Source organism: Streptomyces sp. NPDC021080 (assembly GCF_044333225.1).
Lineage (GTDB): Bacteria > Actinomycetota > Actinomycetes > Streptomycetales > Streptomycetaceae > Streptomyces.
The window spans coordinates 7,593-31,203 of sequence record NZ_JBIRQM010000034.1 but is presented as its reverse complement, the minus strand read 5'-3'; the positions used below and the strand labels follow the sequence as shown (position 1 = coordinate 31,203).

21 protein-coding genes, 1 pseudogene and 1 riboswitch are annotated in these 23,611 nt (G+C 71.2%); of the genes and pseudogenes, 9 read left to right on the top strand and 13 right to left on the bottom strand.

Annotated elements, in window-relative coordinates; translation table 11 throughout:
* Positions 1 to 143: 143 nt before the first annotated feature.
* Positions 144 to 366: riboswitch (cobalamin riboswitch) on the bottom strand.
* 213 nt (positions 367 to 579) lie between these two features.
* Positions 580 to 675: pseudogene (locus ACH4S8_RS43385) on the top strand (IS5/IS1182 family transposase); the annotation flags it as partial.
* A 39-nt stretch (positions 676 to 714) separates the two neighbouring features.
* On the top strand, positions 715 to 1,056 hold the full coding sequence (locus tag ACH4S8_RS43380; protein WP_398404558.1) for a hypothetical protein: 342 nt from the start codon (positions 715 to 717) through the stop codon (positions 1,054 to 1,056).
* A gap of 346 nt (positions 1,057 to 1,402) precedes the next feature.
* Here ACH4S8_RS43380 and ACH4S8_RS43375 read toward each other — a convergent pair whose 3' ends face one another.
* Positions 1,403 to 2,686, bottom strand: coding sequence for a Rieske 2Fe-2S domain-containing protein (locus ACH4S8_RS43375; RefSeq protein ID WP_398404596.1), 1,284 nt, complete (start codon positions 2,684 to 2,686; stop codon positions 1,403 to 1,405).
* A gap of 466 nt (positions 2,687 to 3,152) precedes the next feature.
* Positions 3,153 to 4,925, bottom strand: a complete 1,773-nt coding sequence (locus tag ACH4S8_RS43370) for a GAF domain-containing SpoIIE family protein phosphatase (RefSeq protein WP_398404556.1) — start codon at positions 4,923 to 4,925, stop codon at positions 3,153 to 3,155.
* 422 nt (positions 4,926 to 5,347) lie between these two features.
* On the opposite strand from ACH4S8_RS43370, the gene ACH4S8_RS43365 reads away from it, so the two are divergent.
* Entirely contained in the window at positions 5,348 to 6,460 is a 1,113-nt protein-coding gene (locus ACH4S8_RS43365; RefSeq protein WP_398404554.1) for a protein kinase family protein, read from the top strand.
* Between the two features lie 73 nt (positions 6,461 to 6,533).
* On the opposite strand, the gene ACH4S8_RS43360 is transcribed toward ACH4S8_RS43365, so the two are convergent.
* Complete coding sequence (locus ACH4S8_RS43360; protein ID WP_398404552.1) at positions 6,534 to 8,051, bottom strand: PepSY-associated TM helix domain-containing protein; 1,518 nt, start codon at positions 8,049 to 8,051, stop codon at positions 6,534 to 6,536.
* Positions 8,052 to 8,457: 406 nt separating this feature from the next.
* On the opposite strand from ACH4S8_RS43360, the gene ACH4S8_RS43355 reads away from it, so the two are divergent.
* The gene (locus ACH4S8_RS43355; protein ID WP_398404550.1) at positions 8,458 to 9,345 is read left to right on the top strand and encodes an RNA polymerase sigma factor SigF; all 888 of its coding nucleotides are present in this window, start codon (positions 8,458 to 8,460) and stop codon (positions 9,343 to 9,345) included.
* Here the strand turns inward: ACH4S8_RS43355 and ACH4S8_RS43350 are convergent.
* A complete protein-coding gene (locus tag ACH4S8_RS43350) occupies positions 9,324 to 10,556 on the bottom strand; it encodes a cysteine desulfurase (RefSeq protein WP_398404548.1) in 1,233 nt (410 codons plus the stop codon). The genes ACH4S8_RS43355 and ACH4S8_RS43350 overlap by 22 nt on opposite strands.
* Before the next feature lie 100 nt (positions 10,557 to 10,656).
* On the opposite strand from ACH4S8_RS43350, the gene ACH4S8_RS43345 reads away from it, so the two are divergent.
* A complete protein-coding gene (locus tag ACH4S8_RS43345) occupies positions 10,657 to 11,250 on the top strand; it encodes an ABATE domain-containing protein (RefSeq protein ID WP_398404546.1) in 594 nt (197 codons plus the stop codon).
* A 56-nt stretch (positions 11,251 to 11,306) separates the two neighbouring features.
* Here the strand turns inward: ACH4S8_RS43345 and ACH4S8_RS43340 are convergent, their stop codons facing one another.
* The 6 genes from ACH4S8_RS43340 to ACH4S8_RS43315 form a co-directional block, all read right to left on the bottom strand.
* Positions 11,307 to 11,888 (bottom strand): DUF2231 domain-containing protein, encoded by a 582-nt coding sequence (locus ACH4S8_RS43340; protein ID WP_398404544.1) that lies wholly within the window; start codon positions 11,886 to 11,888, stop codon positions 11,307 to 11,309.
* Positions 11,889 to 12,031: 143 nt separating this feature from the next.
* The gene (locus tag ACH4S8_RS43335; protein ID WP_398404542.1) at positions 12,032 to 13,108 is read right to left on the bottom strand and encodes a glycoside hydrolase family 19 protein; all 1,077 of its coding nucleotides are present in this window, start codon (positions 13,106 to 13,108) and stop codon (positions 12,032 to 12,034) included.
* 322 nt (positions 13,109 to 13,430) lie between these two features.
* Positions 13,431 to 14,279 (bottom strand): DUF3626 domain-containing protein, encoded by an 849-nt coding sequence (locus ACH4S8_RS43330; protein ID WP_398404540.1) that lies wholly within the window; start codon positions 14,277 to 14,279, stop codon positions 13,431 to 13,433.
* A gap of 149 nt (positions 14,280 to 14,428) precedes the next feature.
* Complete coding sequence (locus ACH4S8_RS43325; RefSeq protein ID WP_398404538.1) at positions 14,429 to 14,929, bottom strand: hypothetical protein; 501 nt, start codon at positions 14,927 to 14,929, stop codon at positions 14,429 to 14,431.
* Positions 14,930 to 15,048: 119 nt separating this feature from the next.
* Positions 15,049 to 15,648 (bottom strand): DUF4328 domain-containing protein, encoded by a 600-nt coding sequence (locus tag ACH4S8_RS43320; protein WP_398404536.1) that lies wholly within the window; start codon positions 15,646 to 15,648, stop codon positions 15,049 to 15,051.
* Between the two features lie 263 nt (positions 15,649 to 15,911).
* The gene (locus tag ACH4S8_RS43315; RefSeq protein ID WP_398404534.1) at positions 15,912 to 16,361 is read right to left on the bottom strand and encodes a MarR family winged helix-turn-helix transcriptional regulator; all 450 of its coding nucleotides are present in this window, start codon (positions 16,359 to 16,361) and stop codon (positions 15,912 to 15,914) included.
* 113 nt (positions 16,362 to 16,474) lie between these two features.
* Here ACH4S8_RS43315 and ACH4S8_RS43310 point away from each other — a divergent pair, with 113 nt between their 5' ends.
* From ACH4S8_RS43310 to ACH4S8_RS43300, 3 genes are all read left to right on the top strand, one after another.
* Positions 16,475 to 17,983: an MFS transporter gene (locus ACH4S8_RS43310; RefSeq protein WP_398404532.1), complete on the top strand. Its 1,509-nt coding sequence runs from the start codon at positions 16,475 to 16,477 to the stop codon at positions 17,981 to 17,983.
* 204 nt (positions 17,984 to 18,187) lie between these two features.
* A complete protein-coding gene (locus ACH4S8_RS43305) occupies positions 18,188 to 18,979 on the top strand; it encodes a maleylpyruvate isomerase family mycothiol-dependent enzyme (protein ID WP_398404530.1) in 792 nt (263 codons plus the stop codon).
* 123 nt (positions 18,980 to 19,102) lie between these two features.
* Complete coding sequence (locus ACH4S8_RS43300; protein ID WP_398404528.1) at positions 19,103 to 19,669, top strand: hypothetical protein; 567 nt, start codon at positions 19,103 to 19,105, stop codon at positions 19,667 to 19,669.
* A gap of 399 nt (positions 19,670 to 20,068) precedes the next feature.
* Here the strand turns inward: ACH4S8_RS43300 and ACH4S8_RS43295 are convergent, their stop codons facing one another.
* From ACH4S8_RS43295 to ACH4S8_RS43285, 3 genes are all read right to left on the bottom strand, one after another.
* On the bottom strand, positions 20,069 to 21,280 hold the full coding sequence (locus tag ACH4S8_RS43295) for a low temperature requirement protein A (protein ID WP_398404526.1): 1,212 nt from the start codon (positions 21,278 to 21,280) through the stop codon (positions 20,069 to 20,071).
* A gap of 228 nt (positions 21,281 to 21,508) precedes the next feature.
* Positions 21,509 to 22,249: a VOC family protein gene (locus ACH4S8_RS43290; RefSeq protein ID WP_398404524.1), complete on the bottom strand. Its 741-nt coding sequence runs from the start codon at positions 22,247 to 22,249 to the stop codon at positions 21,509 to 21,511.
* Between the two features lie 66 nt (positions 22,250 to 22,315).
* Positions 22,316 to 22,639, bottom strand: coding sequence for a DUF6191 domain-containing protein (locus ACH4S8_RS43285; protein ID WP_398404522.1), 324 nt, complete (start codon positions 22,637 to 22,639; stop codon positions 22,316 to 22,318).
* A gap of 415 nt (positions 22,640 to 23,054) precedes the next feature.
* Here ACH4S8_RS43285 and ACH4S8_RS43280 point away from each other — a divergent pair, with 415 nt between their 5' ends.
* A complete protein-coding gene (locus ACH4S8_RS43280) occupies positions 23,055 to 23,375 on the top strand; it encodes a hypothetical protein (protein WP_398404521.1) in 321 nt (106 codons plus the stop codon).
* The last annotated feature ends 236 nt before the right edge of the window (positions 23,376 to 23,611 follow it).

Here is a 23,611-nt window from a genome sequence, read left to right as displayed (position 1 = left end):
TCCCTGAGATCCCGGGACGGGACGCGAGCGCGAAGGGGTGACGAACCGGGCGGTCACGATCCCGCGCGGCGAGGCACGGTCGTTCCGCCTGGTATGTACGCCGACCCGCCCACGAGGTCACCGGGATGTCCGCGCGCGGAACGGTCCGCACACGGGCAACGGGCAGGTCTTCGGACTCGCGGGCACGTCCTCCGGCCGGAGGACACCTATTGGCCGTCGCTTCCCGGACCCGTACGTCGGATCCAGTGCGTATGACGGCGGTCGTTCCCGCTCACCGCTGCGGGGCAGTCCCGGATTCCCACCGGGTTCCCTCTTACGACGCATCCCGCCTGGCGGACGGGGCGAACCAGCTGCACCGCCCAGCCTAGGGGCAGTTCGCCCGCGCGGCCGACCGCGACCGGCATTCGGATGGTGAGGTGGGACACGGGAAGGGCATGTGTGGGACCGGGCGATGGCGGGAAGCGTCGCCCTCGCGCTTCCCGCCTTTCCCCTGTCGTCCCTTCCCTGCTGCCCGTGAAGGCCATGCGGGCGAGGGAGTTCCGCGCTGCGTGCGGCTCCGACTTGCCTCGGCGTACGCCCCTCCAGCCCTGGCGCCTGCTGCGGAAGCTCCGCTGCGGCACCACCCGCGTCACCGGCCTCGTCAAGGCCGTCCTCACCCTGGAGTTGACCGACTAGGTTTGAGGAGGAAGCCTCACCGCCTCCTATACTCCTGACGTGTTTGATACGCCGAACCTCTTCCACGTTTCGTCCGTGCTCAACCGACGGTCGATCGCTCAGCATGGCCTGGATTGGACCCGGATGGGCGCCGCACGGGGAATCGCCGGCAGCCGCCGCCCTGAGGTGGAGGGGATCTTCGTCTGTCAGGGCGAGGAGGCAGCAGAGTTCTTCCTTCAGATCAACAACACCGGCGGGTCGGTCGATCTCTGGTCCGTGGACGGCGTCGATGAGGGGTTGCTCCTCGACAACGGCAACGGATTCTTCTACCTGCCCGGCCGCATACCAGCCGCGCGAGTCCGCCTCGTGCGAGCAGACATTCCTCCGCAGCCTGGTTTTTGACTTCGCGCGGCGGTACGGCTGAGGGCAGGCCCGCGCGGAATCGGGCTGCGCGCTCGGCGAAGGTGTGACCGCAGCGCAGGTGGGCCAGGGGCGTCAGCGCCCGGCGGCTGCAGGCCGGCCGCCGCCGGGTACTGATCAGTCGTCGCCGAGCGGCCAACCCCCGCCACCGCCACCACCGCCGCCGCCGCAGCAGCAGCAGCGCGGAAGCGGACAGGCGCAGCCCGGACGGGTGGGCAATGCCCCGGGGCTCCAGGCGGAGAAGGCTGCCGTTGGCCGACAACCCGTCTGCCCGGGGCTTCGTTCGGAGTGCGCTGCGTAGGTGCTTGGGCCGTCGTCGTGGCGGGACCTACTCGGGCCTGCCGACGCCCTCCACCGCCGGACCGGCGGACTGCGCCGGTCCGGCGCGGCCCGTCGTACCGGCGTCGCCCGCGAGCGCGGCGGTGTGGTGTCCGGGGGCGGCCATCCCGCACGGCGCGCATCCGGCCGCCGCCTCCGGCCGCAGCGGTACGCCGCCTGCGCGCAGTACGTCGCGGAGGTCGAGGATGAGCGGGAACACCTCGTGGTTGTGGTCCTCGCCCTGCTCGTCCCAGGCACGCTGCTCGGCCTCGACCGCCATCCGGTCCTGGGCGAAGACACGTTCGGTGAAACGGCGGATGAGCGGCCAGGCGAGATGCAGCGCGCCCGGGACCGACGGCTTCGCGATCGTCAGCAGGCCGTAGGCGTGATTGACCCGCTGCTCGGCGTCCTCCGGCACGTAGGCGGCCCAGAGCGAGAACACCGGAAGCTCGCTGCCCTCGGGGACGTCCCTGAGCGTCTGGTACGGGTACTCGGTGCGGATCGTGATGACGTCGGGCCGGTCCTGGCCCCCGAACCCCTCCGCGGACAGCAGCCCCGCACCCCGGTCCTTGCGGCCTCCGGCCGGGACGAAGAGGTACCGCGCCTCGACGTGCCGTGGCCCGGTGTCGTACCCGAGCAGTTCCGGCCGGATCCTGCCGAGCACGCTCCGGTGCAGGAACTGATGGTTCATGTCGAGCAGGTTCTCGTGCATGAACGAGTAGTGGCAGCGCACGGTGCGGGAGAACGTCATCGTGCGGTGTCCGGCGGAGTGGTACTCGGGCAGGAAGGGGAACGGCGCCTCCTCGGCCAGCGCCGGGTCACCAGGGAAGACGAACACCAGGCCGTAGGCCTCGCGGACCGGATACGAGCGCACCCCGCGCGGCGGCCGCTCGCAGCCCTTGGGCAGGTACGGGATCTGCGAGATGCGTCCGTCGCCCCGATAGGCCCACGCGTGGTAGCAGCAGCGCAGGACGTCACCCTCGACCACACCCATGCTCAGCGGCACCTGACGGTGCGCGCACCGGTCCTCCAACGCGTGGACGACACCGCCGCGCCCCCGGTACAGCACGATCCGCTCACCGGCGAACACGGCCGCGAACGTCCGGTTGCGCCGCACCTTCCGGGAGGTCGCCACCGGATACCAGTGGTCGGGCGAGATGCCGACCCGGCGCAGGTCGGGGATGGTGCCGGGCCGGGCCGTGGGACGGCTGTCCGAGTGGCGCGGCACCGACCCCTCCGGGCGGGAGGCGGCGTGCTGGTCCGGTCCGGGGCGGTCGTGCCGGGCCTCGGTCATGAGCGGTGCTCCCTTGCACTGGGGGCGCGAGATCGCGACGTGCGGCAGCGGGGAGACCGCGCGGCAGGCCCACGGGTCCGCGTTCCGCCGCGTCGCCACCCCGTCCAGGGAACTCACCCCGCGGCAGTAGGCGGTCCAGCCCCGCCGTGGCGGGGCTCCACCTTCCCACCGTCACCGCGGGCGCGACGGCCGTCAACCGCGGAGGTGCGTTGGTGTTACGCCCGCTCCACCCCGTTCCAGGAGGCGGTGACCCCGGTCGTCGCGATTCGCTGGCGAAGGCGTCGCGGAACTCGGGAAGATCGTCCGGTCCGGCTCCGTGGCGACCAGGACACGCGGTTCACGCAGGAATCGCCCTGCGCGCCGCACGGCCGGGCCCTCTGCGCCGGAAGCGAGGAAACGGGGGCCGGGCCGGTCCCCGAACAGCCGGTGGGTCATGGTCATGTGCGGATCCGGCCCTCGTCGTTCGTCAGAGCGCGGGGACACGCAACGCGAGCAGGGCGATGTCGTCCTTGGGGTCGGTACCGGCCATCCGGTCCGTGATCTCGTTCAGCAGAGCGTCCAAGGGGCGGCCGGCGTGGGCTGCCAGCATGCGGCCGACCGCGTCGATGGTCAGGTCCATGTCCTCGTCGGGGTGTTCGACCAGCCCGTCGGTGTACAGCATGAGCAGGCTGCCGGGTGCCAGGACCAGTCGGTTCTCACTGCGGGGCGGCGCGTCCAGACCGGGGAAGAGCATGATGTCGTGCCGGGTCAGCCGGTGGACCGAACCGTCGGGCCGTACGACGAGTGGGGGCGGATGTCCGGCGTTGGTCCAGGTCAGCTCCCAGCTGCCCCCCTCGGCTGTACGGCAGGGGCGCAGATGGGCGTGGACGAGGGTGCCGCTGGCGTCGAGACCAAGGGTGGCATTGGCGTGTTCCAGCGCGCTGACCGCCTGCGCGGGCCCACCGCCCGCGTGGTCGAGGTCGGCCTGACGGAGCATGCTGCGTACCTGACCCATCAGGGCGGCCGCCCGCATGTCGTGGCCGGTGATGTCGCCGATGGACAGCACCAGCACGTCCGGTGCGGCGGAGTCCTCCCCGTCCTGGGCCCCGCCGGGCAACAGGAAGGCGTCGTACCAGTCGCCGCCGACCAGATCCGTGCGCGCGGCCGCCCGGTACAGCGAGGCCAGGTCCAGAGACGGCACCGAGGGCACATCGGTGAGCAGGGCCTTCTGCATCTCCCGGGCCACGTCGACGCGGTTGTCCACGAACAGCGCCCGTTCCACGGCCCGCGCGGTGTACCCGGCCAACGAGGCGAGCACCGCCTGTTCCACGATGTCGATCTCGTGGGGGTGGTCCCAGCCCAGCACCAGCGTGCCGAGCGGGAGGACCGTACCCGGCAGCGGCACGCACACCGCGGTCTGCAGCCCCAGCGTCGTGAACGCCTCGACCGCCTCAGGCGCGTAGTCGCGCCTCAACTGCGCCGTGTCCGTGATGGTGATCGTCCGGTTCTCCCTGGCCGCCCGCGCGGTCGGCCAGGAGGCATCGAGTGTGTACGTCTCGTACGTGCGCTCCATCGGCGTGCTGCCCATCACGTCGACCATGCGCCGCAGCCGCCTCTTGGTATCTCCCTCCACCAGCACCAGCCCTACGTACACGGGCTTGAGGTCGCTGCTGACCAGGTTCCCCACCTGCTCCCGGACGTCGGCCAGGCCGGTGGTGTCGGCCAGCGCGTCCGCGGCCCGCAGCAGCAACCGGGAATGCTCCAGCGCGGCGCGATGCCGCCTGGTCACGTCGTCCGCCTCGGCCCGCGCCCTCGCCTCGTCGGCGCGAGCCTGCTCATGGTGGCGCGAGACGATCCGCAGCCGCAGCTCCGCACTGCACGCCGCCGCCAGGTCCTGGAGCAGTTCCAGCTCACGTGCGGTCCACTCCCGCGGACGGCTGTCGATCGCGCACAGCGACCCCAGCACCTGGCCGGCGCCGTCGGTGAGCGGCATCCCCGCGTAGCCGATGACACCGAGGTCGGGGACGGCCGGGTTCGAACGGGTCAGGGGATCCTGGCGGGCATCGGTCAGTACGAGCGGCCGGCCGGTGGTCACGATGTGCCGGCACAGCGAGTGCGTCAGCGGTGTCCGGCGGGCGTTCGCCCAGGCCTCGGAGAGTCCCACCATGCCCGGGAACACCTGACGCGAGGACTCCACCAGGCACACCAGAGCCATGGGTACGCCGAGCACGTCGGCCACGAGCCGGGCGAACCGGTCCATCCCCGCGTCCGTCGCAGCCGGCAGTCCTGTCTCGCGCAAAGCCGCCGGCCGTCCACCGGTCACGACCTCAGCCGGCTCTCCCGTCCTTGTCACAGTTCGCTCCCGCAGTCCTCTCGCAGACGTCAAGACGATTGACGGACGGCAACGACAGACCTCCCGCTCCCGATGGGCCCACTTCCCGTGGCCGGAAAGGAGCAACCGCTGCCGGGCCTTCAGTATCGCCCTTGACAGCGGGTGACGTGGCCGACTCTGCGAGTCGCCCGGGCACCGTCTGCCGGAGACGTGCCACGCGGCGCTGCCCGACGCCGGAGGTGGACACCCGCCCCTTCGAGGTGCCCGATCCCGCGACGGTTCCGGCGGATAGGCTCGACCGCGTCCGAGAGATTCCCGCAGCCCTGGTCCCGGGCACCGAGGAGCCGTCGATGCGCACGCCGGAACCGCGCCGTGCCGCCCGGCTCGCCACGTACAGGAGGGTGGCCACGCGCCTGTCCCTGCTGAGCGACCGACGACTCGGCGAGGCCGTGGCCGCCGCCTCCCCGCTCGGGTCCGGCATCGGCGGCAGGTCCGCCGAACTGGACATCGACGGCATACGCGTGTTCGTCAAGAAGGTTCCGCTGACGGACATCGAGATGCGGCCCGAGAACGCGCGGTCCACGGCGAACCTCTTCGGACTGCCGATGTTCTACCAGTACGGGGTCGGCTCCGCGGGGTTCGGGGCCTGGCGCGAGCTGGCCGCGCACATCATGACGACCGGCTGGGTGCTCGGCGACGAGTACGAGGGTTTTCCGCTGATGTACCACTGGCGCGTCCTGCCCGACTCGCCCCCCGGAGGGTTCACCGACGAGTTCGGGGGCATCGACGGGGCGGTCGAGCACTGGGAGGGCTCGCCCGCCGTGCGGGAGCGTCTGGAGGCCATCGGCCGGGCCTCGGCCTGCCTGGTCCTCTTCCTGGAACACATCCCGTGGACCCTCGCCGACCGGCTGCACGAGCACCGTACAGCCGCCCCGGAGGGCGGGGACGGCTCGCCGTACCTCTGGGCGGAGGAGGCCCTGGCGCGCGGCACCGCCTTCATGAGCTCGCGCGGATTCGTCCACTTCGACGCCCACTTCGCCAATGTCCTGACCGACGGCCGGCAGCTCTACTTCGCGGACTTCGGGCTCGCGCTCAGCGCAGCCTTCGAACTGACGCAGAACGAGGGGGAGTTCCTCTCGGCGCACCACCTCTACGACCGCAGTCACACCGCCCGCCATCTGCTGCGCCACCACCTGCCCGCGGGTCCCGGCGGCGACACGGAGTACGAGGTGTTCCTGCGCGAGTGGATCTCCGGGCACCGTCCCGAGGGCGTACCGTGCGCGATCGCCGGGATCGTCGACCGGAACGCTCGGGCTGCCTTGGCCATGGGGGAGTTCGCCCGTCGTCTCCTCGGCGAGAGCAAGCGGACGCCGTATCCGGCCGCCGAGTTCGAGAGGGCCTGGCGTGCCGCCGAGGGCACGGCGACCTCAGCAGGTTGTGCGCGGGTGGACCGGCCCCGGTGACAACTCGGCCGTGAGCGGGGCCGCTTGAGGTGGCGGCCCCGCCGAGTGCCTTGCCCGGGGGCTGGTGTACGGGTCAGCCGGCGGAGCCGGGTCCGGCCGTCGGTGTCGCTGGACGACGGCGCCGCACGGCACCTACGACCAGGTCGACCGCCAGGAACCCGGCGAGCGGGAGGCCGAAGAGGGGGAGCGCCCAGCCGAGCGCGACGACGGTGACGGCACCGGCCGCCAGGGCCCCGTACGGAATGCCGCGCCAGGCACCGCGGGCGGGCGGAGTACCGAGGAGGGCGCTGCGGCCGGCACGGGTGGGGCGCCGCTGCCACCCCATGCGATAGCCCCAGACGATCACGCAGATCAGGCCGATCGCCAGCACGGCCAGCAGAATCTGGTTGACCAGGCCGAACAGGGTGCCCATGTGGGCGTTGATGCCCCAACGCGTCAGCTTGGCCAGGACGGGCCAGTCGGCGAAGTCCACCCGGTCGACCACCTTGTCGCGTGAGGCGTCGACGGCGACGCTGTCGCGTCCGACCGGCCAGAGATTGCGCGTCTGCGACACCGTCCAGGCGGTGGCCCCGTCCTGAGGCACGCTGATGGAGACGGGGCCCGACAGGCCGTCGTGCCGGGCCACGTCGAGGACCCCGTCGATGGCCTTCGGGTCCGCGCCCCGCGCGGTGTGGGAGGCGGTTCCGCCGCCGTGGTGGTGGCCGCCCTGCGCATCGGCGGACGCGCCCGGCAGTGCGGTGGACACACCTGGCGTGCCCGAACGCAGCGCGTCCAGCGCCTCACCGAAGTGGCTGCCCGCGAAGCGGGACCAGGTCAGACCGGTCGCGGAGAGAGCCAGCAGGCCGATCGCGAGCCATACGCCCGTCGCCGCGTGCCAACCACGTGTGCGGCGCACGCCCTTCTTCGCGGCGAGATCGGGCAGCAGCAGGCGTCGTGCGGTCCGGTTGCGGCGCTGCCGGCGCCACCAGAGGACGAGGCCGCCGAGGACGAGGACCCACAGCCAACTCGCCGCGATCTCCGAGTAGTACCGGCCGGCCGTGCCGAGGTGCAGATTGCGGTGCAGGTCGTCCAGCCACGTCTTCAGAGGCGTGGATCCGTACCAAGTGGTCAGCTGCCCGGTGACCTTGCCCGTGTACGGGTCGACGTAGACGGTGTGTGCCCGCTCGTCCGGTGCGGGCAGCGCGAAGTCCACCTGCGTCGTGTCCTCCCCGCTTCCCGGGCGGACGGCGACGAGCGCGCCCTTCGGGTGACTGGCCCGCGCGGCGTCCACCTGTTCGGCCAGCGGCCGGGCGGTGCCGGCCGGGTGCGCGACGGTGAGTTCCTTGTCGTAGACGAACGCGTCCAGTTGGGGAGTGAAGGTGTAGAGCAGACCGGTCACCGCCGCGACGAGCAGGAACGGCGCCACCAGGACTCCGGCGTAGAAATGCAGTCGCGCCATCAACGGCCCGAAACCCGAGGGCTGTCGCGCCGGTCCGGGCGCCGCGGCCGCGGCCGCGGTGTCTGTGTCCTTGTCCGCGTCCCTTTCCTTGTCCGTGTCGGTGACCGCCTCATCTGGGGCGGGCAGGTCGGGGGCATCGGAGTTGACGGACATCGGTCCCACCTCGTTCTGTGTTGGCTGCGCGCGACGCCGCTCCCCGGTCCGAGGCGGCGGGCGCCCGGCTGACGACCGAGCTGCGGCGTCCTTCCGACGGCCTGCTGTCGGCCGTGCGGTGAAGCAGTCGGACGGGGGAGCCGTCCAGTTCCCGGGCCGATCCGGAATGTGCGCGCGACGACAGGGGCTGCCGAAGCCCGGTTCGCGTCACGCTCCATGACCGGTCGGCTCCTCGGCGTCGCTTTATGCCGGTATGTGTTTATTGTTCGAAAGGGTGGGGACTCCAAGAACAAGTGCTTCGGATAAAAGGCACGTCCGTGAGAGCGTCCGCGGGTGTGTCCCAAAAGTGTGTGCGCCCCACGGTGTTTCTGTCCGGTCGGCAACCCCCTGAGGGAGCTGTCAGCACATGACCTGCACCGTTGCCACTGCCACTGCCACTGCCACTGCCACTGCCACTGCCACTGCCGCGCAGCGCCGTCGGCACGACGACGCCCCCGACACCGACGCGGCCTTCTCGCGCCTGGCGGCGCTTCCCGACGGGCCCGAGCGGCAGGCCCTGCGCGAGGAGATCGTCGAGGCCTGGATACCGATGGCGGAGCGTATCGCCGGCAAGTACCGCGGCAGGGGCGAATCCGTCGAGGATCTGACCCAGGTCGCCGCTCTGGGGCTGGTGAAGGCCGTCGACCGGTACGACCCCGGCCGGGGCAACGCCTTCGAGAGCTACGCGGTCCCGACCATCGTCGGTGAGATCAAGCGCCACTTCCGCGACCACATGTGGGCCGTGCACGTGCCCCGCCGGGTCCAGGAGGCCCGCAACCGGGTACGCGGCGCCGTGAAGGACCTGACGCCGGTGAACGCGGACCGGCAGCCCGGCGTCGCCGAGATAGCCGAGTACGCGCAGCTGAGCGAGGACGACGTACGCGTGGGCCTGGAGGCCCTGGACAGCTTCACGACCCTGTCCCTGGACGCCCGGCTCACCGACGGTGACGACGGATACTCCCTGGCGGACGCGCTCGGGGAACCGGATGCCGGGTTCGACCTCGTGGTGGACCGGGAGGCGCTGAAGCCCGCCCTGGCCAGGCTGCCCGAGCGCGAGCGGACGATCCTCTACCTGCGGTTCTTCCGCGACATGACGCAGAGCCGCATCGCGGAGCGGCTCGGCGTCTCGCAGATGCACGTCTCCCGCCTGCTCAGCGGCTGTTGCGCCGCCCTGCGCGAGGAGGTGCTGGCGGACGCGGCCGGAGACGGAGCCCGGGCGGGCGTGCTCGCCGGTCAGTCGCCGAAGTACTTCTGAGCCGCGCGGACACCCTCGACCAGGGCGTCGACCTCGGCCGGTGTGTTGTAGACGTAGAAGCTCGCCCGGGTGGTCGCCGCGACGCCGTACCGCTTCGCGAGAGGCCGGGCGCAGTGGTGGCCGACACGTACCGCCACCCCGCGCTCGTCCAGTACCTGGCCCACGTCGTGCGCGTGGATGCCGTCCACGGTGAAGGAGACCGTCGACCCGCGGTCGGTGAGGTCGCGCGGGCCGATGATCCGTACGCCGGGTACCTCGCCGAGCAGAAGCAGGGCGCGGGCGGTGAGCGTGTGCTCGTACGCCGACACCTCCGCCATGTCCAGCGCCTGGAGGTAGCCGACCGCCGCCGCCAGCCCGACCGCCTGTGCCGTCATCGGCACGCCGGCCTCGAAGCGCTGCGGCGGGGGCAGGAACGTGGTGCGGTCCATCTCCACGATCTCGATCATCGAGCCGCCGGTGAGGAACGGCGGCAGCGCGGCGAGCAGATCCGCGCGGCCCCACAGCACGCCGACACCGCTCGGACCGAGCATCTTGTGCCCGGAGAAGGCCAGGAAGTCCGCGCCCAGGGTGCTTACGTCGACCGGCCGGTGGGGCACGGACTGGGCGCCGTCCACGACGACCAGCGCGCCGAACGCGTGGGCGCGGGCGGCCAGTTCGCGTACCGGGTTGACCGTGCCGAGGACGTTGGACTGGTGGGTGAGGGCGACCACCTTGGTGCGTTCGTCCAGCAGTTCGTCGGACCGGGTGAGGTCGAGGCGGCCGTCGTCGGTGAGCCCGAACCAGTCGAGCGTGGCCCCGGTTCGTTCCGCGAGCTGCTGCCAGGGCACCAGATTGGCGTGGTGTTCCATCTCCGTCACCACGATCCGGTCGCCGGGACCGATCCGGCCGGCGTGGCCGAGGGTGTGGGCGACGAGATTGATGCCCTCGGTGGTGTTCTTGGTGAACACCACCTCGTGGTCGGCGGCGCCGATGAACCGGGCGACAGTGCTCCGGGCCTCCTCGTACGCCTCGGTCGCCTCACCCGCGAGCTGGTGCGCCCCGCGGTGTACGGCCGCGTTGCGGGTGAGGTAGAAGTCCCGCTCGGCGTCGAGGACTTGGAGCGGCTTCTGCGTGGTCGCCCCGGAGTCGAGGTAGACCAGCGGGGCGCCGCCGTCCAGTGTCCGCCCCAGGATCGGGAAGTCCCTGCGCAGCGCGTCCACATCCAAGGTCACGCGACCTCACCCCTCACGGTCTCTCACGGAATACCTTCATGTTTTCCGTGAGGAACGGTATGTCTTCCTCACGGAAAACTGCAAGGGTTACCATGAGGAGGTGGATCGTGAGAGCTCCGTCTTCCTGCACCAGCCCTCCGTTCCGGGTGAGGACCGTTACCTCTCGCTGGCTCTGGTCAACACCCGGTTCGCGGTCAGTCATGGCCAGGTCGACCTGCTGGAGGACGCCGAGGCCGCCCATCTGTGGCTCGTCCGGCACGAACTGCTTCCCGACCGGATCCCGTTCAACGGACGGCAGTCCGGCAGGCTGCGTGCTCTGCGCGAAGGGCTGCGGGCGCTGTACGAGGCCCACGGGGCCGGGACACTGCCACCTGCCACCGCGCTCGACATCCTCAACGCCGCTCTCGCCGCCGCCCCGCCCACCCCGCGCCTCGCCTGGGCGGCCGACGGCCCCCGCCGGGCGGACGTCCCCGACCGCGGCAACCCTGCCGCCGCCGCGCTCTCCCTGCTCGCCGACGACGCCACCGAGTTGCTCACCGGGGCCGACGCGGCCCTGCTCACCGGGTGCGCCGCCGACGGCTGCCCGCGCTGGTTCCTGCGCTCCCACGGCGCCCGTCGCTGGTGCACGACCAAGTGCGGCAATCGCGTGCGCGCGGCCCGCGCCTACGCCGCCCGGAAGGCTGATTCACCCTGACATCGGCCGCACCGCGTACACCGCCACGGCGTGACGGACCCGCGGTGGCAGGCTCCCTAGGTGGCCGGCCAGGCTCCCACCGACCGGCGGTAGGCCACGTGGCCGCCCAGGGCGCCGGTGACGCCGACCGCTGCCAGACCGCCCAGGGACCGCAGCCTTGCCTTGGCCGGGTGGTGGTGGAGCCGTGCCGTGAGGGACGCGGCGAAGAACGCGACCGCGGCCACGTTCGCGACGGCGTGGACCAGTCCGACGCGTGCCTGCTCGGGCGGCAGGTCGGCCCAGTCGACCCACCCCGCGATCGCGGCCGGGGCGACTCCGGCCAGTCCGACGGCCGTCAGGGTCGTCGCGGCGCGCTGCCCCGCCGGCGTGACGTCCATGACGGCGGCCGACAGCCAGCAGCCGATCGGAACCTGCACCAGGACGGGATGCGCCGGATGGCCCAGCGGCCGGCCGCGCAGCAGATCACGGGCCCCGCCCAGCGGCAGCGAGCGGATGCCCCGCTGCAGCGTCCGGATCACGGGGTCCGCGGCCGTCGACCGCTCGATGCGGCCCAGACCGGCCAGCCATCGAGTCGAGACGGTGCCCGAGCCGAAGGTCGCCCGTGCGTCCGGTGAGATGTCGGAATCGTATGCGTTCATACCCAACGACTACCCGGCCCGACGGCACTCTCCCACCCGCCGCCCGTGTGGCGCGGGGGCCTGGACCGGGCGCTCTCCACGCGTGCCGAAGGCGCGCCGGGGGAGGGGCGCGCCTTCGGTTCCGGGACCGGCGTTCGGCCGGTTCAGCAGGAGAGGTTGGCTCCCGGCGTGACGCCGAGGATCGAGGTGAAGCGCTGGTAGGCGTCGACGCGGCTCTGCACCTGGGCCGGGTTCCTGCCGTCGCACTCCAGCGAGCCGTTGATGCTGCGGATGGTCTGGCCGAATCCGGCACTGTTGACCATCGCGTTGTGGGGAGTCATGGTGCCGGGGCCCGACTGGGTGTTCCAGTACCAGAGGCCGGTCTTCCAGGCGACGGCCGCGTCGGTCTGGACGAGGTTGGGGTTGCCCAGCAGGTCGATGCCGAGCGCGTCACCCGCGGCCTTGTAGTTGAAGTTCCAGCTGAGCTGGATCGGCCCGCGTCCGTAGTACGCCGACTGGCCGGCCGGGCAGCCGTACGGCTGGCTCCAGTCGCAGTAGTGCGAGTAGTTGGCGGTGTTCTGCTCCACCACGTAGACCAGGCCGCCGGTCTCGTGGTTGACGTTGGCGAGGAACGCCGCCGCCTCCTGCTTCTTGACGGTGTCACTGCCGGTGTTGGCGAAGCCGGGGAACGAACTCAGGGCGGCTTTCAGGCCGTTGTAGGTGTAGAAGGAGTTCCGGTTCGGGAACATCTGGTTGAACTGCGCCTCGCTGACGACGAAGCCGTCGGAGGGGTTGGTCGAGCCGCCGCCGTCACAGGTGTACGGGTCCCAGAACCAGGTGCTGATGGTGGGGTCGTAGCCCGGGTTGTCGTGCTCGGCTATGTAGGTCTTGCCGTCCGTGTACCGGACGACGTTGCCGGTCACGTAGGACCTGCCGGCCACCCAGTCAGGGTAGGTCGGGCAGGAACCGCCGGGCGGGTTCACCGGGCCGCTGTCGCAGGAGTAGGGGTCCCAGTACCAGGTGCTGATGGTGGGGTCGTAGCCCGGGTTGTCGTGCTCGGCTATGTAGGTCTTGCCGTCCGTGTACCGGACGACGTTCCCGGTGGCGTAGGACCTGCCGGCCACCCAGTCTGGGTAACTCGCGCAGGAGGCGGCGGACGCGTCGGTGGCGGGCAGGAGTACCGGTGCGGCGCTTGCGATGAGCAGCGCGGCCAGAACGGAAGACATGCGACGTTGTGACAAAGGATCAGTCCTTCGTGGAACGTGGCCGCGACGGAGGCAGGGCTGTGCCTTGTACGGCTCGTGTGCGCGCCGACGGCGGGTCGGTGCCACGCAGCCCTGGGCGGCCGTGGGGGGTGTGGAGCCACACTCAACCGCTTTGGTCTGTACCAGTCAAGGTGTAGACCAATCGGGGACCGAATCATTGGCGAAAAAGAGTTTTGCACCGCCAGGTGTTCAACCACCTTGCCCGCCTGCGTAGTTGGGCTGGACGGGTGACGCCGATCTCTGGTCGGCGGTGGTTCTCGACCCGGAGAAGTGCTCGATCGAGCCCGTGGCCGCCGGATCAGCTGGTGCCGAGGTTCCCGAACCGGGCCAGGCAGTGCCAGACCTTCTTGAGATCCTGCGGCTCGTACCGGCCGGTGCGGGCGGCGTCTCCGATGACCCGGGGAGTGAGCCGTCCGTCGACGGCGATCTCGGTCCCCAACTCCACGTACTCCGGGCCCCGGTAGTGCGGATGGCGCCGCAGTTCGGCCACGCCGAGCCGGAAGCCGGGATGCCATTCGACGGGGCACGGCAGTCGGCGCGCCGCGTCGTGCACCTCGGTACCGCGATAGCTGGGGTCCAGCACCAGGGCCTCGACGTCACGGTCGAACCTGACGGGCCCATGGACGTGCGCCTCGACATGGCCGTCCAGGGCGTCCAGGCCCGCCGCCTCGGCGAGGCCGACGAGCGCACACCGGTCGGCGACGCCGAAGGCGGACGGCTCGGCGGAACTGTCCGGATGGCAGAACGTGGTGCGCGCAAGGGTCTCGGCGGTCAGCCTGAAGTACGAGGACCCGAAGCGCGGAGCGCCGCCTGCCGGGGTGCGGCGGTAGTTCAACGCGCCGTAGACGGGGCGCAGTTCGGGTGCCGCGTCGTCGTATGCGGCGGCGAAGATGCGGCTCTCCCAGCGCCACCGGTCCCCGCCCCGGTGGGCGGTCAGTCCACCGTTGCCGGTACCCGTGACGAACTGCGAGCGGTAGACACCGTCGTCGGCCATCCGGGTCAGGACGGGACGGCCGCCCGTGCTCCGATCAGGGTGGAAGTGCATCGTCACCCGTAAGTCGGGGGCAAGGGGGTTCCCCCTGGACGAAGCCGCGACATGGCGCATCGCCCTCTCCTGCGACGGGGCGACGGCGATATCGGCGGTCATGCGGGGGAGTCTGCACGGGCCGCGACCGCCGACGCACTCCGATTTCGACCGCCGGGCGCACTCCGTTCTCGACGGTCCGCGCAGTCCGGCCTCGGAGGGGTGGGGCGGGGTTCACGGCGGCGCTCGTGTCGCCGCCGGCCATGCGAAGTTCAGCGGGCGAGACGCGTCACGGCGCCGGAGCCCGCCGCGCGACCGTGGTGACGGAACGCGAAGGACTGGCCCTCCTCCAGTGCGACGGACTGGTCGAGCGTCACCGCCACCTCGCCCCGGTGAAGCGGCCGGACGACGTCGGCACCCTCGGGCAGGGTGACGGTGCCCAGGACGGCGGCGGCCCGTACGTGGAACTGGAGACGATCGCCTGAGCCGATCTCCGTGCCGCCGTGTTCCTCGGACAGCACGTCGATGTCGGCGGTGAAGCCGACCCGGGCGCTGATCGAACCCGGTGTCGCGAGGACCTGCCCGCGATCCAGGGCACCCGAGACGCTGCCTGGCAGCAGCACGGCCACGTTCATGTCCGCACGCGCCTCCGCGATGCGCACGCGGCAGTGCTCGATGTCCGCGACGACGGCGGTCAGGCCGGTGGCTGGGCCGACGATCTCCACCCGGTCACCCTTGCGGACACGGCCGCGTTCGATCCGGCCCGCCGCCATGACCAGCCCGCCCCGTTGGGAGCGAAACCTGCCCCGCTGTGGGAGAAAGACGTCTTCTACCGACATCAGGAACGGCGCTTCCGCCGGGCTCGCCACCGACGGGTGCGGGAGGGTTCGCCTCATGTCCTGGCGAGGGGCTCGACGACGACGGTGGTACCGAGCGCGGCGCTCTGCAGCGCCGTGATGCGCTCGATGACGAGTCCCAGCAGCACGGCCGCCGCGATCATGAGCGCCTCGGTCACTACGAGCAGGGCAAGCGATTTCGGGGCTACCAGGGCCGCCCCCGTGGCCACCAGCGCATGCGTGATCCAGGCGGCCCACCACAGGTTGACCAGCGTGGTGCCTCGCTTCTCCTCCCACGACGGGGAACTCGCGCGCCCGATGTCGAGGACCAACCGGCGAGGTGCGAAGAGGTTGACCACCGGGACGAACCAGGTGCCGATCGTCCAGCCCCGAGTCGGGACCGGGCTCCGGGGGGACAGCAGTTGGGCGTTGTTCCGGGCTGCGGCGAGCCACACGAGGAACAGCACGATCGCGAGAATCATCAGATTGGCGGAGACCCTGGAGACGTCGCCCGATTCCAGAGACGGATCGAAGGGATGCAGTCTGTGGTTCCGTAGTGCCGTCGCGCGGAACACGTCCGCAACGGCGGCCACCCCTATCGCCGTCTGTGCGCAACGGGCGAGTGTTCCGGGGGCTTTGCGGGCGGTGCTCGCCATGTTTTTCTCGGCCTGTCTCGGAGGCGTGCGTGGACGCGGCGGTCGCTGGGCGGAGTGATCATAGAGTCTGATCGCCGCACGCGTGTCCGACAGTTCGAGCTTTCCGCCCGGGGGGGCGGGTCCCGGGGGCGAGTCCCTGGCGGCGGCCTGCCGTGCGGCGGCCGGAGACGGCTGCCGACGTACGGGCCTGCTCTTGATGGACCGTATGCGAACACTCAGGTGCTCAGGTGCTCAGGTGCTCAGGTGCTCAGGTGCCGAAGTGCTCAGGCGCTCGGCCGCAGAGTGGCGGGCCGCGAGGTGAAGGCGCGTTCCAGGAGGGTGTAGAGGGTGTCCTGCTCCTCGTCGCTGAGCCTGTCCAGGCCGGCGCGGGTGGCGTGCATCTTCGCGCGGATCACGTCGATGACGCGTTCACCTTCGTCGGTGAGGACGACGTTCTTGACGCGCCGGTCGGTGGGGCTCGGCTCGCGCCGTACCAGGCCGCGCTTCTCCAGCCGGTCGATGATCCCCGTCATGTTGGAGGCGTCGCAGGTCAGGATGGTGGCGAGGGCGCGCATCGCGGCCGGTCCCCGGCGCAGCACATTGAGCGTCTTGCCCTGGCTCGCGGTGAGGTTCTCGCTCGCCGCGGCCACCGTGAAATCGCCGTAGTAGGCACCGAGCGAGACCGACAGGAGCTCCATGAGCCGGTCCGTGTCCACACCGCTGGTTCCTGTCATGTGACTCACCCTACGCCAGGAAGTTTGACCATCTCAAATATCGACGGCTACGGTCAGCTATTGCTTGAAGTTCTCAAGCATCGAGGTTGTTAAGTAGTTAGGGCAGACTTTCCGTGTCTCACACACAGCAAACGGCGTCGGTGAAGCCCTCCGGGCACACCAGGATCGTCCTGGTGCTCGGGCTCGCCGCCATGGTCGTCTCGATGATGCAGACCCTGGTCGTCCCGATCCTGGGGATGATCCAGAGCGATCTGAAGGCCAGCACGGCGAGCGTCAGCTGGGTGACCACCGCCACACTGCTGTCCGCCGCCGTGTTCACCCCGCTGCTCGGCCGGTTCGGTGACCAGCACGGCAAGAAGCCCACGCTCGTGGGTGTGCTGGTCGTGATGATCGCCGGGTCGGTGCTCGCCGCCACCACCACCTCGCTGACCTGGCTGATCGTCGGGCGGGTGATGCAGGGGGCGGCGACCGCGATCTTCCCGCTCGCCCTCTCCGTCCTGCGCGAGGAGATCGCGCCGGAGAAGCTGCACGGAGCGATGGCCCTGGTCAGCGGCACGCTCGCGTTCGGCAGCGGACTCGCCCTGGTCGGCGCGGGCCTTCTCACCCAGGGTTCCCACCCCGACTACCACCGGCCCTTCTGGCTGGCGGTCGTGCTCGCCGTGGTCGCCCTGGTGGGTGTCCTGTTCGCGGTGCCCGCCTCCCGGACGAAGACGGGCGGCCGGACGGACTGGCTGGGCGCGCTGACCCTCGGGATGCTGCTGGTGCTCCTCCTGCTGCCCATCTCGCAGGGACACGAGTGGGGCTGGACGTCTGGCCGTACGCTCGGCGCCTTCGCCGGAGCGCTCGTCATGACGGGCGTGTGGGTCCTCACCGAGAGCCGGGTCAAGGAACCGATGGTGGACATGAAGATGTTCGTCCACCGGCCCGTTCTGTTCACCAACCTGGCCGGACTCCTGCTCGGCTTCGCGATGTTCACCCAGTTCATCGGCGTCTCGTACCTCGTGCAGATGCCGGAGAAGCTCGTCGGGTACGGCTTCGGCGCCTCGGTGCTCGCCGCCTCCGTCGTCTACCTGCTGCCGACCACGCTCGTCTCCCTCGTGGGTGCCCAGTTCGGCGGGGTGCTGGTGCGCAGGCTCGGCGCACGCGTCACCCTGGCCGCCGGTGCCTGCTTCGGAGTGCTCGGCTTCACCTGGCTGACCGCCGCCCATGACACCAGCGCCTCCGTCATCAGCGCGGGCATGCTCATCGGTCTGGCGATCAGCTTCGGCTACGCCGCCATGCCCGCTCTCATCGTCGCCGGCGTCCCGGCCCACCAGACCGGCATCGCCAACGGCATCAACTCCATCTCCCGCTCCGTCGGCAGCGCCGTCGCGAGCGCGGTGATCACATCGCTGCTGGCGTCGAAGTCCGTGCCGCTGCCCGCCGGCATGCCCGCCCTCCCGCAGGAGAGCCAGTTCACGCTGAGCTTCGCCATCGCCGGAGGGGCGTTCGTCCTGGTCGCGGTCGTCGCCCTCGTCGGACTCAAGGCGGCGCACGCGCCTCGTACTCCCGTGGTGCGCAAGTCCGTCACGCCCGACACCGCCGAACTCGCGTCGGTCGAGACCGAGTCCACGTCCGTGTGATCGGTCCGCTCGCCCGAACTCCCGAGCAGGCCAAGGGGGTTCGGACGCGCGGGGTCGGCCTCCTCGGCGGTCGGCGGGTTCCCGAGAGCGTCGGGCGCAGGCCCGCCCGACACCCGGGGCGCATCAGCCTGTTCCGGCGTCCTCGCGATCGCGGGACCAGTCGTTCGACACCCTGACCAACCCTCGTAGAAAGGCACCTCAGTGATGATTTCCCCGGACGGCCACGCAGGCGAAGCGACTCCGGTCGACCACCGTGCGGCGATCGCGGTGGAGACCGCCCGACTCGTCGCGGCGCTCGAGAACGCCGACGCGGCGACCGCGGTGCCGAGCTGCCCCGGCTGGACGCTGGAGGACCTGGTCAGGCACACCGGCAGCGTCCAGCGCTGGTTCTCGGCCCTCTTGCACGCGCGTGTCCAGGAGCCCCCGCGAACTCGGGACGTGGACCTGCGACTTCCTGACCGGTGGGACGGTTACGCCGACTGGATGGCCGAGAGCGCCACGGTGGCCGCGGAGGCCTTCGCGGCCACCGACCCGGACCTCCCGATGTGGGCGTGGGGCGTCGACCAGCACGCCCGCTTCTGGGCGCGCCGGATGCTGTTCGAGACCCTGCTGCACCGGGTCGACGCCGATCTGGCGCTCGGACTGCGGCCCACGATCGACCGCGCGACGGCGGTCGACGGAATCGACGAGTTCCTCGTCAACCTGCCGTTCGCCACCTCCTTCGCACCCCGAGTCGCCAACCTGCGCGGTCCCGACCTGACCGTCCGCTTCCGGGCGACCGACGGTGACGGTGACTGGCTGGTCCGCCTGCGCCCCGACGGCTTCGGGCTCGACCCGGCCGCCGCGGCGACCGAGCCCGCCGACGCGACGGTCCGGGGAACCGCGGCCGACCTGTTGCTCCTCGTCTACGGCCGCCTTCGCCGTGACGCGGAGGCCGTCACCCACGACGGGGACGAGGAACTGCTGAACCTCTGGTTCGACAACTCGGCGTTCTGAGCAACCGGCCGAGGCGGGCCGCGTAGCCGGCAAGCGCGTTTCGGGGCGGTCCGTACAACCAATTCCGTGACCGTCATGTCGTACATGGCAGGCAACCGAGAGCCGCGAGTGCAAGGGGGAACGATGCGTACGAGACGATCCATGGCGGTGCTGGCCGCCCTGACGATGGCCGGTGTGGGCGTGGTCGTGGCCGCGCCCACACCGGCGGGCGCGGCCACGACGGCGGTCACGTGCCCGACCGGCTGGGGCAGCCTGCCGAAGACCGCGGCGGACACCGACGACGGGTCGCTGACCGACATCAGGACCGGTCAGCACGACTGCTACGACCGCATGGTCCTCGACGTGCCCACCGCGGGCACCTCGGGGATCGGGTACACCGTCCACTACGTCGACGCCTTCTACCAGGACCCGTCCGGCATCCGCATACCGGTCTCCGGCGGAGCGATCATCGAGATCCTGGTGTCCGCTCCCTCGTACGACCCGGAGACCAACGTCGCGACCTACCCCGGTCACGGCGGACAGCCTCTTCCGGGCGTGGACCTGACCGGCTACCGAACCTTCCGGGACGCGAAATTCGGAGCCAGCTTCGAGGGCGTCACCCAGGTGGGACTCGGGGTGCGGGCCCGCCTGCCGTTCCGGGTGACCCAGCTCTCCGGCCGCCTGGTGATCGACGTCGCGCACACCTGGTGAGGCGTCGTCTCCCGCATCCGGCCCGGTGACGCGCGGCGGGAGCCGCGGTCGTACCGACCGGCGCTCTCCGTCGTCCGAACGGCGGCAGGAGGCGGACGCGAGCGGGCCCCGGGCTCCCCGGCGATCACCGGCGCCGGACCCGGGTCCGCTCGTACCGGCGGCGGGTCGCCCCGCCGCCGATGCGCGCGGTGAGCAAGCGCCGGCCCGCCCGCGGGGACGCTTCCGCCCGGCACCCAGGACGTCTGCTCCTCCCCGCGCATGCTCGACACCGTCTTCGGTCCCGTCGCCTCCGACGAGCACTGGTACGACGGCCCGAACTTCTGCCTCAACGCCCTGCACGACGTCGACCGCAGCGTCGGTCACGTCCTGGCCTCCGCTCTCGCAGGGCGGGCACGGAGGTCATGTCCCCGGCCGGGCGTTTGCCCCGAGGCGCTTCGCGCGTCGGCTCTCGTAGAACGTCGGCCACAGCGTGACCGCCACGAGCAGCCAGACCACGGCCACGGTCCCCAGTCCGGCACCGGCCCCCGCGATCAGCAGGGGCACCGTGCCGCAGGGCAGAACGACGGACAGCAGCCAACGGCGGGCGCCGAGGGGCTGCCGCAGCGCGGCGATCCCGGTGAGCAGGAAATACCCGGCGAGCGACGAACACAACAGCCATCGTGTGCTGTCGGGCAGGGTGTCCAGGTGTTCGGCCGCCGCGCCCAGTCCGGCCGCGAGGGCCGCCAGGCAGCCGGACAGGAAGCAGTGCAGCGGGAGCGCCGCCCGGGCCGGCAGCGACCGCGCGGTGAGGTACGGAACCCCTGCGTAACCGTGTCGGAAGGACAGCGACCACAGGGCGACCAGGAGGAAGAACGCGGCGGCGGCGAGGCCGTAGAGCCGTCTGTTCCAGGGGGCTTCGGACGCGGCCTCGACCACCTGGGCGACACCCTCGCCGAGCACGATGATCACGAACAGGCCGAGCCGTTCGCTCAGATGGCCGGCGTCCGGCGCGGCCACCGATACGGGCAGCACGGCCTCGCGGAGCCGCGAGGGCGTTTTCTCCCCCTGGTCCTGGGCCCGCCGGTTCTCGATGATGTCGCGCGCGGAGACGGTGAACGTGACGTACAGGTCGAGGGCGATGCCCAGCGCCCAGAGCCAGTACCGGACGGGCTCGTGTGCCCACAGCGAGACGATCCACGGGATCACGCCGAGGGACATCTGGGCGGCGGGCCAGTCGACGAGGATCTCCCGGCGGTGCCGCCAGACCCTGTTGGCGAGAATCCGGATCACCACGTAGGCGAGCGCCAGGGCCCTGGCCTGACTGTTCTCACCCGCGTGGACGCCTGGTACGGCGGCCGCCATGACGGCCATGCCGAACATCGCGGCCAGCACCGTGCGGACGTGCGTGCCTTCGCCCGCCACGTTCCCGTACAGCGTGAAGCAGACCCACGCGGTCCAGAACGCCAGGAACAGCAGTACGTACAGCCCGAGATCGGCGGCGCCGGGTTCACCGTGCAGCAGATGGGCGATCTGGGCCACGCCGGCCACGGCGACCAGGTCGAAGAACAGCTCCAGCCAGGTGGCGTGCCGTTCCTCTCCCGAGGCGGGAATCGCGGGTGACACCTCGTTCACACCAGTCCCTGTGCTCTCACCAAGACATCGGGCGTTTCCCGGCCCGACGACGTGCCGGCACCGTCCGCCGGACAGGGGCGAGCGTCGCCCCGGGAACCGCCCACCTTAGCCAAGCACCGATGGGAGTCCGCGCTGTCACCGCCGATGAGCTCGGTGTTCGGCCTCGGCGGTTCACCTGACCCGCTGATCCTGGCCGGACCCAGGGGCCGGAAGGCGGAGCTCGGTCGGTCAGTGCGGGGCGAGGACGCAGAACTCGTGGCCCTCCGGGTCGGTCAGGCACGTCCACGGCACGTCGCCCTGGCCGACGTCGAGGTCGGTGGCGCCGAGTGCCCGCAGTCGGGTCACCTCCGCCTCCTTGTCGTCGCCGGGGTACGGCAGCAGGTCGAGGTGGACGCGGTCCGGCACGGTCTTCGCGTCGGGCGTGCGGAGGAACTCGAGATACGGGCCGACCCCGTCGGCGCGGCGGAACGTCGCATGATCGTCGGCCACCTCGTGCAGGGTCCAGTCCATCGCCTCACCCCAGAACCGGGCCGTGGCCCGCGGATCGGCGCAGTCGACCACCACCGCGGCGATCGGACCGGTGTCCCGGTAGACCTCCCGCGGTTCCAGCACGCAGAACTCGTTGCCCTCCGGGTCGGCGAGGACCGTCCACGGCACGTCGCCCTGGCCCACGTCGACGGGCGTCGCTCCGAGGGTCCTCAGGCGCTCGACCAGCTCCGTCCGATGGGCCGCCGAGGTGGTGGCGAGATCGAGGTGAACACGGTTCTTCGTGGTCGGCTTGGGATCGGGGACCGGAACGACGTCGATGCCGAGGGCGACCGGATGCGGCCAGACGAGGCCGCCGGCAGGTCCGACGTACGTGGCCAGGCCCGGGCTGTAGGCGGTCCACCCGAGCGCTTCCGCCCAGAACCGGCCGACCGCCGAGCTGTCGAGAGCCTTGACGATCACGTGAACGGGTCGCAGCGCCATGACGGCGATCCTATGCACGCGCGGCGGCAGGCCGTCGGTTCGACGGCCTCTGGAACATGAGCGGGGCTACCGGCGGGAGGCGCTCGGTATCCGGACGACCGCGGTTCCTCCGTCGAGATCCACCGTCGTCCGGTTCGGCGGCGCCCCGTCCTCCTCGTCGTCGCGCAGCAGCAGGGCGGACTGGCGTTCCTTGAGCTCCGTCTGCTTGCCCGGCGAAAGGCTCGCGTGCAGTTGCTCGAACCCGGTCGCCGAGATCTGACCCTGCCGGGCCGAGTTGCGCCAGGGCAGGATGCCGGCCTTGCTCGCACGCAGCAGGAGCTGATCGACGAACGACAGCGCGGTCAGCAGGATGACCAGTCCGGGCAAGGTCATGAAGACGAGGAATCCCATACTCCTATTGTCCCGACGGGACGGGACGGCGTCACTGCCGGGCGGGGGTCGGCCCGGGCGTGCGGCTCTCCCGAAGCGCACAAGGCCCCGGAATTCCGGCGTGACGTCGTCACCCGGCCGGAGCGCAGGGGTACGGACGGAGAGCAGGCCGGACATGACCGGGCGGCGAAGTCCGCGTCGCGGGGCGGGGCCTGGGAGAGTGTCAGGTCCATCATGCCTGCTCGGGGGCCGTTCGCGGTAGGACGGAGCCCACGTCCGTTCGACCTTGGCACGGGCCGTGCCCTGCCCGCAGACTCGTCGTCATCCACTCACCGGCATGCGTGCCGGCACCCGATTCGGGCTGCCGGCGCGTTCGTCGTGCTGTCCCGTCGGGGTGACGGGGCGGGCCGGAGGGTGGCGGAGCGAAGGGGGATCGATGGATCAGGACATCGTCATGCGGGCGAGGGTCATGCTGCTGAGCGCCAACCGGCGGGTGGTGCGGGGCGTCGAAGGGCTGTGGATCTACCGGACCCTGACGCGGGTCGAGCCGGAGGCGTACGGGTCGAAGCTGGCGTACGTCCTGGTGGAGGCGAGCGCCTCGTCTCTGGTGCGGGACATGCCGGAGCAGCGGATGGCGCTGCTGGACGAGGCGGTGGCGGTGGCGCGGGCCCTGAGCCCGGGGAACCCGTTCCGGGACAAGGTGCTCGCGAAGGCACTGGCCGCCAGGCGGCGCGAACTCGAGGGGCCCTCGGTGTGATGGCGCGGCCGTGATGCCTGCCTTCGCCTCCGGTCCGGTCGTCGGTCGGCGGGGCGGGCCGTTGGCGGGGCAGTCAGGTGGCCGGCGGGGCGGTCCGTCGGCAGGGCAGGTCGACGGTCATGGTGGCGGCGCCCCCCGGGGGGACCGCGGGGGGGGCCCACAAGGGGGGTGGTTAACCGACGGTCGATGGGGAGGCCCCGGCCAGGACCACCGCCGCGGGGGCCCGGGGCCCCCGG